General features: G+C 65.4%; 19 protein-coding genes and 1 pseudogene. 19 read left to right on the forward strand and 1 reads right to left on the reverse strand.

Annotation, left to right across the window (positions count from 1 at the left end):
* The first annotated feature begins 32 nt into the window (after positions 1-32).
* From MLE18_RS00500 to MLE18_RS00550, 11 genes and pseudogenes are all read left to right on the forward strand, one after another.
* Complete coding sequence (locus MLE18_RS00500) at positions 33-1,271, forward strand: GAF and HD-GYP domain-containing protein (protein WP_243366308.1); 1,239 nt, start codon at positions 33-35, stop codon at positions 1,269-1,271.
* Positions 1,272-1,364: 93 nt separating this feature from the next.
* Positions 1,365-1,697 (forward strand): annotated as a pseudogene (trxA, locus tag MLE18_RS00505) (thioredoxin); the annotation flags it as partial.
* 4 nt (positions 1,698-1,701) lie between these two features.
* Positions 1,702-2,631, forward strand: coding sequence for a thioredoxin-disulfide reductase (gene trxB, locus MLE18_RS00510; RefSeq protein WP_243366310.1), 930 nt, complete (start codon positions 1,702-1,704; stop codon positions 2,629-2,631).
* 24 nt (positions 2,632-2,655) lie between these two features.
* On the forward strand, positions 2,656-3,390 hold the full coding sequence (locus MLE18_RS00515) for an outer membrane protein assembly factor BamD (protein ID WP_243366312.1): 735 nt from the start codon (positions 2,656-2,658) through the stop codon (positions 3,388-3,390).
* 36 nt (positions 3,391-3,426) lie between these two features.
* Positions 3,427-4,233, forward strand: coding sequence for a hypothetical protein (locus MLE18_RS00520; RefSeq protein WP_243366314.1), 807 nt, complete (start codon positions 3,427-3,429; stop codon positions 4,231-4,233).
* A gap of 1 nt (position 4,234) precedes the next feature.
* Positions 4,235-6,271: an elongation factor G gene (gene fusA / locus MLE18_RS00525; protein ID WP_243366316.1), complete on the forward strand. Its 2,037-nt coding sequence runs from the start codon at positions 4,235-4,237 to the stop codon at positions 6,269-6,271.
* Positions 6,272-6,273: 2 nt separating this feature from the next.
* Positions 6,274-6,870: a 16S rRNA (guanine(966)-N(2))-methyltransferase RsmD gene (rsmD, locus tag MLE18_RS00530; protein ID WP_243366318.1), complete on the forward strand. Its 597-nt coding sequence runs from the start codon at positions 6,274-6,276 to the stop codon at positions 6,868-6,870.
* Positions 6,816-7,328, forward strand: a complete 513-nt coding sequence (gene coaD / locus MLE18_RS00535) for a pantetheine-phosphate adenylyltransferase (protein WP_243366320.1) — start codon at positions 6,816-6,818, stop codon at positions 7,326-7,328. Before rsmD ends, coaD begins: the two co-directional genes overlap by 55 nt.
* Positions 7,325-8,290, forward strand: a complete 966-nt coding sequence (miaA, locus tag MLE18_RS00540; protein ID WP_243366322.1) for a tRNA (adenosine(37)-N6)-dimethylallyltransferase MiaA — start codon at positions 7,325-7,327, stop codon at positions 8,288-8,290. The genes coaD and miaA overlap by 4 nt, the downstream gene beginning before the upstream one ends.
* A gap of 9 nt (positions 8,291-8,299) precedes the next feature.
* The gene (locus tag MLE18_RS00545) at positions 8,300-9,418 is read left to right on the forward strand and encodes an N-acetylmuramoyl-L-alanine amidase (RefSeq protein ID WP_243366324.1); all 1,119 of its coding nucleotides are present in this window, start codon (positions 8,300-8,302) and stop codon (positions 9,416-9,418) included.
* A 13-nt stretch (positions 9,419-9,431) separates the two neighbouring features.
* Complete coding sequence (locus MLE18_RS00550) at positions 9,432-10,007, forward strand: CDP-alcohol phosphatidyltransferase family protein (RefSeq protein WP_243366326.1); 576 nt, start codon at positions 9,432-9,434, stop codon at positions 10,005-10,007.
* On the opposite strand, the gene tatA is transcribed toward MLE18_RS00550, so the two are convergent.
* Positions 10,001-10,153 (reverse strand): twin-arginine translocase TatA/TatE family subunit, encoded by a 153-nt coding sequence (tatA, locus tag MLE18_RS00555; protein WP_243366328.1) that lies wholly within the window; start codon positions 10,151-10,153, stop codon positions 10,001-10,003. The two genes, MLE18_RS00550 and tatA, sit on opposite strands and share 7 nt — an antisense overlap.
* A 77-nt stretch (positions 10,154-10,230) precedes the next feature.
* Here tatA and MLE18_RS00560 point away from each other — a divergent pair, with 77 nt between their 5' ends.
* From MLE18_RS00560 to ilvB, 8 genes are read left to right on the forward strand one after another with little or no spacing between them, the layout of a single operon-like run.
* Positions 10,231-10,602, forward strand: a complete 372-nt coding sequence (locus tag MLE18_RS00560; protein ID WP_243366330.1) for a hypothetical protein — start codon at positions 10,231-10,233, stop codon at positions 10,600-10,602.
* Between the two features lie 51 nt (positions 10,603-10,653).
* Positions 10,654-11,448: a hypothetical protein gene (locus tag MLE18_RS00565; RefSeq protein ID WP_243366332.1), complete on the forward strand. Its 795-nt coding sequence runs from the start codon at positions 10,654-10,656 to the stop codon at positions 11,446-11,448.
* A gap of 3 nt (positions 11,449-11,451) precedes the next feature.
* A complete protein-coding gene (locus tag MLE18_RS00570) occupies positions 11,452-12,159 on the forward strand; it encodes an HAD family hydrolase (protein WP_243366334.1) in 708 nt (235 codons plus the stop codon).
* A gap of 54 nt (positions 12,160-12,213) precedes the next feature.
* A complete protein-coding gene (locus tag MLE18_RS00575) occupies positions 12,214-12,519 on the forward strand; it encodes a YggT family protein (protein ID WP_243310003.1) in 306 nt (101 codons plus the stop codon).
* Between the two features lie 13 nt (positions 12,520-12,532).
* Positions 12,533-13,051 carry a DivIVA domain-containing protein gene (locus MLE18_RS00580; RefSeq protein WP_243366336.1) on the forward strand — a complete coding sequence of 173 codons (519 nt, stop codon included), beginning with the start codon at positions 12,533-12,535 and terminating at the stop codon, positions 13,049-13,051.
* A gap of 10 nt (positions 13,052-13,061) precedes the next feature.
* Entirely contained in the window at positions 13,062-13,361 is a 300-nt protein-coding gene (locus MLE18_RS00585; RefSeq protein ID WP_243366338.1) for a DUF167 domain-containing protein, read from the forward strand.
* Between the two features lie 31 nt (positions 13,362-13,392).
* Positions 13,393-13,626, forward strand: a complete 234-nt coding sequence (locus MLE18_RS00590) for a DUF465 domain-containing protein (protein ID WP_243366340.1) — start codon at positions 13,393-13,395, stop codon at positions 13,624-13,626.
* A gap of 3 nt (positions 13,627-13,629) precedes the next feature.
* A complete protein-coding gene (gene ilvB, locus MLE18_RS00595; RefSeq protein ID WP_243366343.1) occupies positions 13,630-15,330 on the forward strand; it encodes a biosynthetic-type acetolactate synthase large subunit in 1,701 nt (566 codons plus the stop codon).
* The last annotated feature ends 3 nt before the right edge of the window (positions 15,331-15,333 follow it).

The raw sequence follows: 15,333 nt of genomic DNA on the forward strand, positions 1-15,333 counted from the left end.
TGGAACCCTGTCACGTTGCTCACCAGGGCGATGTGCCCGCTTTTTCCTTCGAGAGCCAAGCCGGCCAGCTCATCAAGGTCGGGCTCGCACTCTCCAGCACCCGTGTCCTGGGCGATCTGCTCGAAATGGTCCTGCTGGAAGCCCGAAAGCTCACCGGAGCCGATGCGGGTTCAGTCTATCTGGTGGACGGCAGCGTGCTGCGCTTCGAAACCTCGCAGAACGGCACCCTGTCGGAAAGACTCGGTGAGGATGCCTGCCGGGCCCTCTTCAAAACCTACGAACTGCCCCTCAACGCCGAATCCATCGCCGGGTACGTGGCCGTCAGCAAGGAAATGGTCAACATTGCCGACGTCTACGACATAGACCCGTCCGCACCGTACCGGTTCAACCCTGCCAGCGACCGCGCCAACGACTATTCCACCCACTCCATGCTCTCCCTGCCCATGATGGACCAGAAGGACGAGGTTGTGGGCGTGCTCCAGCTCATCAACGCCACACGTGAAACGCCCGAAGGGAAACGCGTGGTCCCCTTCGACTCCATGTGCCTGCCCGTGGTGGGAGCCCTGGCCTCCCAGGCGGCTGTGGCCATCGTCAACGCCAAACTGACCATGGCGTTGCAGAAGTCCTGGCTGGACAGCGTGCTCAGGCTGGGCCTGGCGGCCGAATACCGCGACAAGGAGACGGCCAACCACATCACCAGGGTGAGCGAATACGCCCTGCTGCTGGGCCGCAATCTGGGCATGGACAAGAACGGGCTCGAGCTTCTGCACTGGGGCGCGGCCATGCACGACACGGGCAAGCTCGGCATCCCGGACTCCATTTTGCACAAGCCGGGGCTGCTCACCCCCGAGGAGCGCGCCACCATGGAGTACCACACGCTCATCGGCGCGCTCATCCTCAAGGGCGACTCCAATCCCATCCTCATGGCGTCGCAGTCCGTGGCCCTGACCCACCACGAGCGCTGGGACGGCAACGGCTATCCGCGCGGGCTTTCGGGGGAGGCCATCCCCCTGTTCGGGCGCATCACCGCCCTGGTGGACGTGTTCGACGCTTTGAGCTCCCGCCGGGTCTACAAGCCGGCTTTCTCCATGGAGAAGGTCGTCCAGATTCTCGGTGAGGAGCGGGGCAGGCACTTCGATCCCACCCTGGTGGACATCCTGCTGGACAACCTGGATGAGGCCGACGCAATCCGCACCACCCACGCGGATACGGAGGCCGATTTCGAAAAATTCCGAAATTATTCGCTTCTCAAAATCGAGGACGTTCTGTAAGAACCAAACAAGCCGGAACGCCGCCCGAACGCCCCGCGAACCCGCGGGACGCTTCGTTGTGATGGCCCTTCCGCGCCCGCCAAGCAACAGCAAAGGAGAATCACAATGGCCATCCAGATCACCGATGCGAACTTTGAAGAAGAAATCCTCAAGTGCCAGCTCCCTGTCCTGGTCGATTTCTGGGCGCCCTGGTGCGGCCCCTGCCGTGCGATGGGCCCCGTGATCGACGAGCTGGCCAACGAGTACACCGGCCAGGTGAAAGTGACCAAGATGAACGTTGACGAGAACCCCTCCACCCCCAGCAAGTACGGCATCCGCGCCATTCCCACTCTGATCCTGTTCAAGGGCGGCGAAGTCGTGGAACAGATCACCGGCGCCGTCTCAAAATCCTCCATCAAGGAAATGATCAGCCAGAAGGCGCTCTAGTCTCATGAAAATGTTCGACGCCGTGGTCGTCGGGGGCGGGCCGTCGGGGCTTACGGCGGCCCTCTACCTTGCCAGGTCCGACCTGAAAGTCGCTCTAGTGGAGAAACTGGCCCACGGCGGACAGGTTCTGATGACGCACCTCATCGAGAACTACCCCGGCTATCCCGAGGGCATCGAGGGCTGGAAGCTGGCGGACATCTTCTCGAAGCATCTCTCCGCTTATCCCAACGTGGAGCACATCAGCGGCACCGTCAAATCCATCGAGCCCCACGAGGGCGTGAATCGCGTCCAGCTCGACGAGGAAACCCTCCACGCCAGGGCGATCATCATCTGCAGCGGCGCGCAATACAAGCGCGTCGGCCTGCCGGGCGAGAAGCAGCTTCTGGGCAAGGGGGTCTCCTACTGCGCCCTTTGCGACGGAAACTTCTTCAGGGGCCAGGACGTGGCCGTCATCGGCGGAGGCAATTCCGCCCTTGAAGAGTCTTTGTACCTTGCAAGACTGGTCAAAAAAATCTACCTCATCCACCGCCGGGACGATTTCCGCGCCCAGCGTTGCTACCAGGACAAGTGCGAGGTTCACCCGAACATCGATATCCTGCGCAGCTCCGTGGTGGACGAGATCGTCGGGCAGGACAAAGTCGAGGCCGTAATGGTCAGGAACGTGAAAACCGGTGTCGTCCAAAGGATCGACGTGGAGGGCGTTTTCGTCTTCGTCGGTTACGAGCCGCAGGGCGGATTCTTCCCCGCGGGCATCGAACTGGACAGCAAAGGGTTCATCGTCACCGATCAGGAGTGCCGCACCTCAATCCCAGGCATCTACGCCGCCGGAGACGTCCGTTCCAAGAACGTCCGCCAGGTGGCCACGGCCGTGGGTGACGGGGCCTTGGCGGCGAGCACAGTCATCAGTTACCTGGAGACACTGGGGCATCACTAAAACCCGGCCCCCGAAATCACACACATGACAAGATCCACCATCGCCCGCGCCTTTTGTTTGGCGTTGCTCCTGTTCGGCCTCTCCGGCTGCGGCTTCATCGACTATTACTTCCTCCCCCCTCCTGAAGACACAGCCCAGGAACTCTGGGAAGCGGGGCGCGAGGCCATGAAGGAGAAGAAGTACACCGAAGCTCAGGAATACTTCCTGAAGCTCAAGGACCGCTATCCCTTCAGCCCCTACACGCCTGACGGCATCGTGGGCCTGGGCGACGCCTACTTCATGGACGACAAGTTCCTGCAGGCCGCTGACGCCTACAAGGAGTTCGAGGCCCTGCACCCCAGGCACGAGCAGATCCCCTACGTGCTCTACCAGGTCGGCGTCTCCATCTTCCGCAGGCTGGATTCCATCGACATGCCCCAGGACGGCCTGAACGAGTCCATTCAGTACTTCACCGTCCTCAAGGACGCCTACCCCAACACCCAGTGGGGCAAGGACGCCCCCAACTGGATCGTGAAGTGCCGTACGCGCATGGCGCAGCACGAGATCTTCATCGCTGACTTCTACTGGAACAGCAGCCGCTACGGCGCGGCCTGGAAACGCTACATGTACGTGGCGGAAAACTTCAAGGACCTGCCGGAGATATACAAGTACTCCAAGGAGCGGGCACAGGTCTCCTACCTTGAGTACCAGAAGACGCTCTCCGAAAAGGAACGCCGCGAGGCGGAAGGCACTTGGCACAAGTTCCTCAAGTGGCTCTAACAGACTGGGCGGCCTCCGGGCCGCCCTTTTCATCCCATGAACCATCAGGAATCATCCCCACCGCCCGGCGCGCCGCCCCTCCCCGAACAGTGGCGCGTCGGCGATGGCCGTTTCGCCAGGGCTTACGCCCGCACCGGCGACTCGGGCCGCGCCATCATCAAGACCTGCATCGTGGGCCTCTTCGAAACCCTTGACTCGCAAGCCCCCACCCGGACGCTCGCAGCCGGGACGTTCCATTCCGGCAACACGAGACTGATAGAGAATCGCCCGCGCCCCTGGTACGCCCTGGTGCTGGGGCAGGAGGTCAAGGCACCGGCTCAGGTCGTGGCCGCAGTTCTTCCGGCCATGGCCCGGCGCATCCCGCTGGTGGCGGTGCTGCGCCCCGGGGTGAGCGCGCCCTGGCCGGATGGCGTACTTACGGCCCTGGAGCTCTGCGGCGTGGAGAACGTCTTCGCTCCGCCCCTCAGGGAGCTGCCCGGCTGCCTGGAGGCCCTGGCCTCCCTTGGCGAAGGCGGGGTGGCCTGCCTGGGCGACTCGGCGCTCTGGAGCCGCGTCCGCGACTTGGGCGAGGTCAGCCATTGGCTACGGCCGCCGGTTTCGATCGGCGTTGTGGAGTCCGGCGCGCTGTGGGACATGGAAGCCGTGGCCGTGGCTCACGCCGGGGTGCCGCTCGAACGGTTGGAGGCCGCTCAGGGTTCGCTGGACGCCGTCCTGTCCTCCCCGGATCAGGCCCCGGACTGGTGTCCCCTTGTTCTGGAGCCTGGACGCGAGGCCATGTGGGAGTGGCCCGGTCTTCCTGAAGCTCTTTTTCAGCAAACCCGCGTGCAACTGGGCAGGGGGTAACATGGCCGCACCCGCCACCGGCAGAAAAGGGCTCTCCGCGCTGCGAAATATCGGCATCATCGCCCATATCGACGCGGGCAAGACCACCCTGACCGAACGCATCCTCTATTTCGCGGGCAAGATCCACCGGATGGGCGAGGTGCACGAGGGCACCGCCACCATGGACTACCTGCCCGAAGAGCAGGAGCGCGGCATCACCATCACCTCCGCCTGCACCACCTGCTACTGGAGCGCCCACCAGATCAACATCATCGACACCCCCGGGCATGTGGACTTCACCATCGAAGTGGAGCGCTCCCTGCGCGTTCTGGACGGCGCCGTGGGAGTGTTTTGCGGCGTGGCCGGGGTCGAGCCGCAGTCCGAGACGGTGTGGCGGCAGTCCGAGCATTACAAGGTCCCAAAGCTGGCCTTCGTAAACAAGATGGACCGCCCCGGCGCGGATTTCGCGGCCGTGCTGGAATCCATGCGGCTGCGCCTGGGCGCCAGGCCGCTGGCCGTGCAAATCCCCCTGGGCTCCGGGCAGGATTTCCACGCCGTTGCCGACCTTGTGACCCTGGAGAAGATCACCTTCGCCGGGGAGGAGGTGCAGCGCGTCCCGCTCTCCGAGGCCGAGCGAGCCTTGGCCGCACCCTGGCGCGACGCCATGCTGGAGGCCCTGGCCGAACACGACGACGCCCTGATGGAGGCCTACCTTTCCGGCGAGGACCTGGCCCCGGATGCCGTGCGTCCCGTGATCCGCAAGGCCGCCCTCTCACGCGCACTGGTGCCCGTGCTTACAGGTTCGGCCCTGCGCAACATGGGCGTGCAGCCGCTCATGGACGCCGTCTGCCACTACCTGCCCAGCCCGGCGGACGTGGTTCCGGCCCACGGCCAGCACACCCACACCCACGAGGACATGGAGCTGGCACCAGACCCCAAAAGCCCCCTGGCCGCGCTGGTTTTCAAGGTGCTCATGGAGGCGGGGCGCAGGCTGGCGCTGGCCCGCGTCTATTGCGGCGAATTGGTCGAGGGGGCGGACTGCCTCAACGTCACGCAGGGCAAGACGGAGCGGGTGGGGCGCCTCTTCCGCCTGCACGCCGACCAGAAAGAGCCCCTTCAAAAGGCCGGCCCCGGCGAGATCGTGGCCATTTCGGGCATGAAGCTGCCCCGCACGGGCGACACCCTGGCGGACAAATCACGTCCGGTGCTGCTGGAGAGCATCTCGCAGTACAAGCCGGTGCTCTCGCTGGCCCTGGAGCCGCGCAACACCGAGGAGCTTGAGAAGCTCCAGGAGGCCATCGGCCGACTCCTGCTTGAGGACCCGACCCTGGGCAGCGTCTACGACGAGGACACGGGCCAGCTCATCCTCTCGGGCATGGGGGAGCTGCACCTGGAGGTTGTGCTGGAGCGCATCCGGCGCGAACACGGCCTCTCGCCCCGTTCGGGCAAGCCCCAGGTCGTCTGTCAGGAGACCGTGACCCGCGAAGCCACCGGCGAGGCCGTGTTCCAGCGCGAACTGGGCGGCCAGAAGCACTACGGCAAGGTGACGCTGGAGGTCTCCCCGCTGCCGCGCGAAAAAGGGCGCGAGATCCATGTGCCGCTTGACCCCAAGGTTTGGCCCAAGGCCTGGCTGGACGCCGTGGCCGAAGGCCTGGAGGACGGCCTGGCCTCGGGCGCGCATTCCGGCTTCCCCGTGCAGGACGTCTCCGTGCGCGTGCTGGACATGGGCAGGCTCGACGGAGAATCCTCGGCCGTGGGCTACCGCATGGCCGCGGCCCAGGCCCTCAAGGCCGCCCTGCGCGATGCGCGCCCGGCGTTGCTGGAGCCCATCATGCTCCTTGAGATCGGCGTGCCCGGGGATTTCGTGGGCGATGTTATCGGCCTGCTCGGCACCAAAGGAGCCAAGATCGAGAACCTTTTCGACCGGGCCGGGCTCAAGGTGGTCCAGGCGCTCACCCCCCTGAGCAGGCTGTTCGGCTTCTCCACGGAGCTGCGCTCGGCCACGCAGGGCAGGGCGGGGCTGGTCATGAAATTCGAACGTTTCGACCTGCTGGATTAGCCGTGAGAATACTCGGCGGAAACTTCAAGGGCCGCAACCTGCCCACGCTGGAGGCCAAAGGCTGCCGCCCGGCCATGGCCGTGGTGCGCGAGGCCCTGTTCAACATCATCGCCGCGCGCGGCCTTGCGCTGGAGGGCGCGCGCGTCATCGACGTCTTCGCGGGCACGGGCAGCCTCGGTTTCGAGTGCCTGAGCCGCGGGGCCGGCTTCGTGCAGTTCGTGGAGGCCAACCGCGCCCTGGCAAAGCGCATCGCGGACAACGCCCGGCTGCTGGGCCTCGATGCCCCCAGGGTGGCCGCTGCCCCGGCGGACGCCCTGAAACTGCTGGCCAGGCCGCCCCGCATTCCGTTCGATCTTGCCTTTGTCGATCCTCCCTACGGCCAGGAACTGCTGGCCCCCGTGATGAACCTGCTCGCCGCCAAACGCTGGCTCGCCGACGGGGCGCTGGTGGTGGCGGAAGTGGAAAAGAACCTCGAATACGCCGGCTGGCCCGCTTCGCTTGCGCTTGAGGCCGACCGCCAGTACGGACAGACCAGGATACTCATATGGACGCACCAGATCCCCGCACCGCAGTCTACCCCGGAACCTTCGACCCCCTGACCATGGGCCACTGGAGCCTGGTTCGCCGCGGGCTCAAGGTGTTCCCCCGCGTCATCGTGGCCGTGGCCGAGCACTCCCCGAAGCAGCCCATGTTCTCCCTCGAGGAGCGCGTGGACATGATCAAGGAAGTCTTCCGCAATGACCCTGGCGTCAGCGTCGAACCCTTCAGCGGCCTGCTCGTCAACTACGTGCGCTCCACCGGGGCCGGGGTCATCCTGCGGGGGATGCGCGCCGTCTCCGACTTCGACTACGAGTTCCAGCTGGCCCTGATGAACCGCCGCCTGGACAAGGACATCGAGACGGTGTTCCTGATGACCGACTTCAAATGGCTCTACATCAGCTCCACCATCATCAAGGAGCTGGCCCGCGCCGGGGGCGATTACGAGGGCCTTGTGCCCGACGCCGTGCGCGCCCGCTTGGTTGAGCGCCTCGGGCCTGTCAACGGCAAGAAGGCATGAGCGGCAAGGATGGCGATGGCGGCCCCAACAGCCTGAACGGCAAGGCGCTGTGCCTGGTCGGCCCCACCGGGGCCGGCAAGACCGAAGCCGCACTGGCCCTGGCCGAAGCTTTCCGGGGCTCCGTGGTCAACTTCGATTCCCGCCAGGTCTACCGGGGCATTCCCGTCACCACGGCCCAGCCCAGCCCGGAGGAACAGGCCCGCTGCCCGCACCTGCTCTACGGCTTCATGCCATGCACCCAGGCCGTCTCTGCCGGGAGCTTCGCCGAGACCGCCGCGAAGGCCGTGTATTCCGTTCTGGAACAGGGCCGCACTCCCATCCTGGTCGGCGGCACGGGCCTTTACCTGCAGGCCCTGCTGGAAGGCCTCGCCCCCATCCCCGACGTGCCGCAGGACGTGCGCGAGCGGGTCGCCCGCCAGTGGGACGAGCAGGGCGGGGCTGCGCTGCACGACCGCCTTGCCGAAGCTGACCCCGCCTACGCCGCGCGCGTGCACCCCAACGACCGTCAGCGCGTCACCCGCGCGCTGGAAGTGCTCGAGGCCACCGGCCGCACCTTCAGCGCCTGGCATGCCCAGGCCGAGAAGCCCCTGGATCTGCCCTGCATGAAGATGGGCATCCGCATGGAGAAGACCGTGCTGGACAGGCGGCTGGCGGCCCGTATCCGGGTCATGCTGGAGCGGGGCGCCCTTGATGAGGTCCGCCGCGCCGTGGCCGAATGCCCGGACCCGTCCGCTCCGGGGCTCTCCGGCATCGGGTGCGCCGAACTGGCCGCGCACCTGCGGGGCGAGCTCGGCTTCCAGGAGGCCCTGGACCTCTGGCTCTCGAACACCAAGGCCTACGCCAAACGCCAGATGACCTGGTTCAAGCGCGATACCGGCATCCGCTGGTTCACGCCCGGAAGAACGCGGGAGATGGTCGCGCTGGCCTCGGGTTGGTTGAACATGCGGCCCATATCGGGCTAGGATGTCTTCATGAAGTATGTTGCGAGAAGGCAGGTGCTCAAGGGGCTGGGGCTGGCCGGGCTGGCGCTGTCCCTGCCGGGCGGAGCGCTGGCGGCCACCTCGCAGGAGCTGGCCTCCGAGGGCCTGGCCCGCCTGCAGGAGGGCAAGACCGCCCAGGCCCTGGCCGCCCTAAAGGAAGCCGCCAAGCTCGACCCCGCCAACGCCTGGGTATTCAACCTGCTGGGCAGATCCTATTACACCTCGGGGCAGCAGCGCCTCGCGGCGGACAACTTCCGCCTGGCCCTGCGCATCGATCCCGCCGACGGTTATTCCCGGATGATGCTGGACGTGCTTGCCCAGCACCCCCTGCCGCCCGCGCCGGCTGAAAAGCCCGGCAAGTCCAAGCGTCTTTCCCAACTGGAGGAGCAGGCCAGGGACGAGCTTTCCGCGTTCGCCAAGACGGGCAAGGCTCCCGGCAAGCGCCTGCTGCTCATCGACCCCGGGCACGGAGGGGCGGACAAGGGTGTGACCGGGACCACCGGCCTGGTCGAGAAGGATCTTACCCTTGATGTCGCCACCCTGCTGGCGGCGGAGCTGAACGCCTCGGACGCCTTCAGGGCCATGCTCACCCGCCAGGCCGACTACGCCGTGCCGCTTTGGGCCAGGAAGGCCCAGGCCGACCTCTTCGGAGCCGAGCTGATGATCTCCCTGCACTGCGCGGCTTCGCTCCCCGGCTACGCGGGCGTGGAAGTCTACAGCTACTCAGGGGCAGCTTCGGATGCCGAGGCCAACGCCGTGGCCGAACTGGAAAACGGCGTGCTGCGCTTCGAGCGCGTGCAGCCGCCGGTGTTGGCGGAACCCGCCTCGCAACGCGGCCTGCTTGGGGCCTGGCGCGTACGCTCCGGCGAGCGGCGCGGCAAGGAGCTGGCCGAGTCCCTGGCCGCCAAGCTGACCCTTCCCGGGACCTTCGGCCCAGCCCACGCCCGGCAGGCGCCGCTTCGAGTGCTGGAGGGCCCCCGCTGCCCCTCCATGCTCATCGAGATGGGCTTCCTCTCCAACACCCAGGAGGAGAAAGCCTTGAAAGGCAAGGAATTCCAGGCGGTCTTGGCGCGCACCCTGGCCCAGGGCTTGACGCGAATCCTCGGATGAGGTTTCATCAAGCATGGCTCGCAGTGCCGGAAACTGGACCATCCCCAACGCGCTCACCATGGCGCGCATCCTGCTCACGCCTTTTTTCGTGGTGCTCTTCCTGGACGGCAATTACTTCGGCGCGTTGAGCATGTTCTTCCTGGCAGGGCTCTCCGACGCCCTGGACGGCTTGCTGGCCCGCCTCCTGGACCAGCGCTCCGCCCTGGGCGCTATCCTGGATCCCCTCGCGGACAAGATTCTGCTGGTCACATCCTTCATCTGCCTGGCCCACGCGGGCTGGATACCCCTCTGGCTGGCCGTGCTGGTGGTCAGCAGGGACGTAATCATCCTGGGCGGAATCGCGCTGTTGACCTTCTGGGGAAGGGATATGCGCCAGAGCATTCACCCGAGCCTGGTCAGCAAGCTGACCACGGCCACGCAGATGGCGCTCGTGCTGACGGGGTTTCTTGTCGGGATGGACGTCTGGGGCGGCGCGGGCAAAGCCCTGCTGCTGGGGCTGGTGTGGATCGCGGCCGCTCTGACGGTCGTTTCGGGCGGGCACTATGTGGCCAAGGGGCTGGCCATGTTCACGGGGGGGCAGGATCAGTGATCGCCGTCTTTGGGGCCGTCCTCCCGGCTGGAGCGCTTGAACTCGCGGATTGCCTTGCCCAAGCTCTTGCCAAGGCCGGGCAGTTTGCTGCCGTTGAACAGCACCAGTACGACCAGGATGATGACCAGAAGGCCCGTAATGCCCATGCGTGCGCCCCCTCCGGGGAGTATTTCCGCAGAACTACACTGCGGCATAGGGCCGGTCAACTAACGCGGGGGTCCCGGTGAGCAAGGTGGTCCGGCTGCCGGCTGTAACCTGCGCCCACTTCCTGGCCGGGCGCTGCCTCTACGAGGAACACCTCAACCCCGGGTACGACCAGGGGCTCCAATGCAGCGTGGTGCTCAAGCTGCACGCCATGTACGATTCCTTCCTGGATCAGGCCGATGCCTTCGGGCTGGCCGAGAGCCAGGCCCGCTCCATGTGGGAGCGCCGTTTTCTGGAACTTTGCCGCCATGATACGGGTTGTCAGGACTATGAGCCCGGTGGTAACGAGGGCTTTCCGAACTGTCTGCACGGCATGGACGGCCTGTGCGTGCTCCGCTTCCCGCAGTGTGCGGGCAGATGCCGCAACTTTTCACTCAAACACCGGGGATGACCACTGGTGACACACCACACGACTTCAGCTTCAGAGGTTTTTCTCGTTTACGTGCCCACACTGACCACGGCCGGTGCGGAAGGGCTTCCAGCCGGTGTGCGCCTGTTCGACCCGGGCGTGGCGGAAGGGGAGGGCGACGCCGACAGGTTCACGCCCGCCAATCTGCCCATGGCCCGGCCTGTGGCCAAGGCGATGCTGGCACAGTTCGTCCAACTGGCCCGCGAATCCAAGACCGTGGCCGACGTCTCCGCTTTCGCCTCCGGCGTCTACGAGGACTTCCACAGGAACACCACCCACGCCATCCGCGATCAGCTTCAGGCGGCCGTGCAGGGTGAGGACGCGGCGGCTAAGGCCCGGGAGCGCGCCCTCTCCAAGGCGCAGACCGAGCTGTGCCTGGCCTGGGCTCTGGAGGAGGTGGCCAGGGAGCTCAAGGGTCTGGAGGCACGGCTGGACGACCAGTGGAAAACTTTCGAGCAGACCCTGGGCATGGACGGCGAAGACGCCCTGGACGACGACGGCCTCGGGCTGGTGGAGGGCAAACCCTCGCTGGTGCCCTCCGGCCCGTCCGTACCCTCACGGGTGATCCTGGACGCCGTGCTGGCCTTCCTGCCCGATGCCTGCGGCCTCCTCAGCAGGGACGCCGCCCTGCGCGCCGACTGGGAGGAGTTCGGGGTGGCCTTCGCCCCCGCATCCGAAGCCACCCTGGCCCGGTTCGGCCTGGGCGGCGAAGGGGCGTGGCTTGAGGCCGTGGCCGAGGGGCGCAGGCTGTGCCTCTCCCGCAGGACCGACCCGGAAAAGCCCTGGCAGGCCCGCAGCTTCACTGTCGTTGTTCCGGCGGGGAGTTGAACGATGTTCGATACCGGCGACAAGCCCTCACCTGAGCTGCTCAAGGGCATCCGGGGCATCATCTTCGACTGCGACGGCGTTCTGGTGGACTCCAAGGACGCCAACCGCATGTACTACAACTCCGTGCGCAAGGCCCTGGGGATGCTGCCCATGACCCCTGAGGAGGAAGACTACGTGCATGCGCACGCCGTCATCCCCTCCATGCAGCGCATCATCCCCCCCGAGCGGATGGCCGAGGCCGAGGCCGAGCGGCGCAAGATCAAGTTCACGGACATGCTGCCGTTCACCACCCTGCAGCCAGGGCTCGTGGAGCTGCTCACCACCCTGCGGGAGCTCGGCTTCAAGCTGGCGGTGAACACCAACCGCACGGACTCCATGGAGATGCTCCTGGATACCTTCGAACTCACCGAGTTCTTCGATCCTGTGATCACAGCGGCCAAGGTCAAGCACCCCAAGCCCAACCCCGAAGGCGTGCACGCCATCATGCGCCACTGGGGCATGACGCGCCAGCAGGTGGCCTACGTCGGCGACTCCGGCGTGGACGAGCAGACCGCCCGCGCAGCGGGGGTTGCCTTCTGGGCTTTCAGGAACGCGGGGCTCTCCGCCGCCCTGCATGTGGAGGATTTCGAGCCCTTGCGCAGGTGGGTCGCGCGCTGCCTCGCGAAGGGCGATGCTTCCGAAAAAGCCCTTGATTTGCAACAGGGTGTGTGAGAGGCTGAACGCAATGTGGATCATTCTCTTCTGACCGCAACTACGAGGAATCATATGCCTTTTTTGGGACCGCTCCTCAAGACCATCGCTCTGATTCTTGACTTCGTCTTCGGTGCCTACAAGTGGATCATTATCATTGCGGCTGTCGTATCGTGGGTCAGGCCCGACCCCTATCACCCGGTCATCCGCTTCCTGTATTCCGCCACGGAGCCAGTGCTCTACCGGGTGAGGCGGTTGCTTCCGTTTGTCATGGTCGGAGGGATGGACCTGTCCCCCCTCGTAGTCATTTTGGCCCTTCAATTCATCGGCCAGGTGTTCATCGTCGAGTCGGTGCTGCAACTGGCATACATGGTGCGCTAACCGGGACAAGCGTGTGACGGTCTCCAAGATCGACCTGCTCAACAAGAAGTTCAACCGCTGCATACGCGGCTATTGCCCGGATGAGGTTGATCTCTACCTGCACGATGTGGCCGAGGCCATCGGGCAGATGGCGGACGATAACCGCAGACTTGCGGAGCGTCTGTCGCAGTGCGATCGCAGTCTCGCAGCCCGCCCCCCCGAACCAGACACCGGTTCCAATCCCGCAGCCCTGCGCGAGGCCATGGCCGCCGGGCGCAGGATCGTGGACGAAAGCACCGGCAAAGCCCGCCAGGACGCCCAGCGCATCCTGGAGGAGGCCCGCGCCGAGGGGGCGCGCCTTGTGGCGGACGCCAACCTGCTCAAGGCCCGAGTCTACGAGGACATAGCCGACCTGCGCGCCCAGAGGGAGGCCATGGCCCAGGAACTGCGCAGGCTGCTTGAAGGACATTTCAGGCTGCTCGAATCATCGGAGGCATCCTCGGACGCCAGACGGCCCGGCGGCGAATTCACCTTCGCCGACGGCGGTGAGTGATCCGGCGGGGATGCCCGCATACGCCGAGCAGGCCAAGGACGGGGGCTACCGCATCCTGGTGTGGGTGCAGCCCGGAGCGAAGCACGACGCCGCCGCAGGCGTGGTCGAGGGCCGGCTGAAGATCCGGCTGAGGGCCCCGGCGGTGGACAACAAGGCCAACGACGCCCTGGTGGCGTTCATGGCCAAATATCTCGGGGTGCCCAAGGGCGCCCTGGAACTGGCGGCGGGACACACTGGCCGCAAAAAGACCCTGCGCATACGGCCCGGCGAGCAACCGGACTGGGCCACGCCGGGAAGCGCGGCCGGTTGAGGCTATCAACATCCAACAGGAGGCGGCGCCAATGGACAGTCACGATTTGGAGCTTATCGCCAAGCACAGCGAATCGGACGCGGAACTCAGAGCGCTCTACGCTGATCACGTGGCCTTCGAGAAAATGATCGAGAAGCTCGAAAGCAAGTCGTACCTCAACCCGGCTGAAGAGCAGGAAATCAAGGAACTCAAGAAAAAGAAGCTTGCGGGCAGGACGCGTCTGGAAACGATGCTCATCAGCTACCGCAAGGCGGAGGCGAATTAACTCATGGAACTGACCGGGGCTCAGATTCTCCTCGAGTCTCTCGGACGAGAGGGAGTGGACGTTCTTTTCGGCTTTCCCGGCGGAGCGGTGATAGACATCTACCACCAGTTCCCCAACTATCCCAACCTGAAGCATGTGCTGGTACGCCATGAGCAGGGCGCCATCCACATGGCGGACGGCTACGCCCGCGCAACGGGCAAGGTAGGGGTATGCCTCGTAACGTCGGGCCCCGGCGCAACCAACGCAGTAACCGGTATTGCCACGGCCTACATGGACTCCATACCCGTGGTCATTATCACCGGGCAGGTCCCCACTCCGCTGATCGGGAACGACGCGTTCCAGGAAGTGGACATCGTGGGCATCACGCGCCCCTGCACAAAGCATAACTACCTGGTCAAGGACGTCACCAAGCTGGCCAGGACCATCAAGGAGGCCTTCTATCTGGCCCAGTCCGGCAGGCCCGGCCCAGTGCTCATCGACCTGCCAAAGGACATACAGCAGCAGCGCGCCGCCTTCAGCTATCCCAAGAAGGTGAGCATGCGCGGCTACAACCCGCATTACGAACCCAACATCAAGCAGGTGCGCAAGGTCGCGGAGCTGATCTGCAAGGCCAAGAACCCCGTGCTCTACGCGGGCGGAGGCGTCATAAGCTCCAGCGCGTCCAAGGAACTCACGAAGCTGGCCCAGGCCCAGAACATCCCCGTCACGGCGACGCTGATGGGCCTGGGCTGCTTCCCTGGGGACGATCCGCGCTGGCTGGGCATGCTCGGCATGCACGGCACCTTTGCGGCCAACCACGCCATCTCCTCGGCCGACCTGCTGCTGGCCGTCGGCGCGCGCTTCGACGACCGCGTCACCGGCAAGCTGAGCGCCTTCGCATCCAAGGCCACCATCGTTCACATCGACATCGACCCCACCTCCATCCAGAAAAACGTGACCGTGGACGTGCCCGTGGTGGCCGACTGCAGGCTGTTCCTGGAGGCCCTGAACAAGGAGTTGGCCGAGACCGCCAAGTCCGGCGCGGCCTGCGCCCCCAAGGACGCCTGGTTCGAGCAGATCACCGCCTGGAAGAAGAAACATCCCCTGACCTACAAGCCCGCCGCCAAGGAAGGGCCCATCAAGCCGCAGGCCGTCGTGGAGGCCATCTACAAGCTCACCGGGGGCGACTGCATCATCGCCACCGAGGTGGGCCAGAACCAGATGTGGGCCGCGCAGTTCTTCAACTACAAGAAGCCGCGCACCCTGCTGACATCGGGCGGGCTCGGGACCATGGGCTACGGTTTCCCCGCGGCCATCGGCGCGCAGGCGGCCTATCCCGACAAGCTGGTCATCGACGTGGCCGGCGACGGCTCCATCCAGATGTGCATCCAGGAGCTGGCCACCGCCGTGGCCTACAACCTGCCGGTGAAGATCGTCATCCTCAACAACGGCTATCTGGGCATGGTGCGTCAGTGGCAGGAGCTCTTCTACGACAGGAACTACTGTAGCACCTGCCTGGACGTGGCCCCCGACTTCGTGAAGCTGGCCGAGGCCTACGGCGCGGACGGCTTCCGCGTGAAGAAGGCCGAGGATATGGAGGCCACCCTCAAGGCGGCGTTCGCCTCGCCCAAGCCCTGCATCGTGGACGTGCTGGTGGACCCGGAGGAGAACGTGTACCCCATGGTTCCCGCGGGCAAATCCATCACCGAAATGATCCTGGTCTAAGGA

Source organism: Fundidesulfovibrio soli (assembly GCF_022808695.1).
GTDB classification, from domain to species: domain Bacteria; phylum Desulfobacterota; class Desulfovibrionia; order Desulfovibrionales; family Desulfovibrionaceae; genus Fundidesulfovibrio; species Fundidesulfovibrio soli.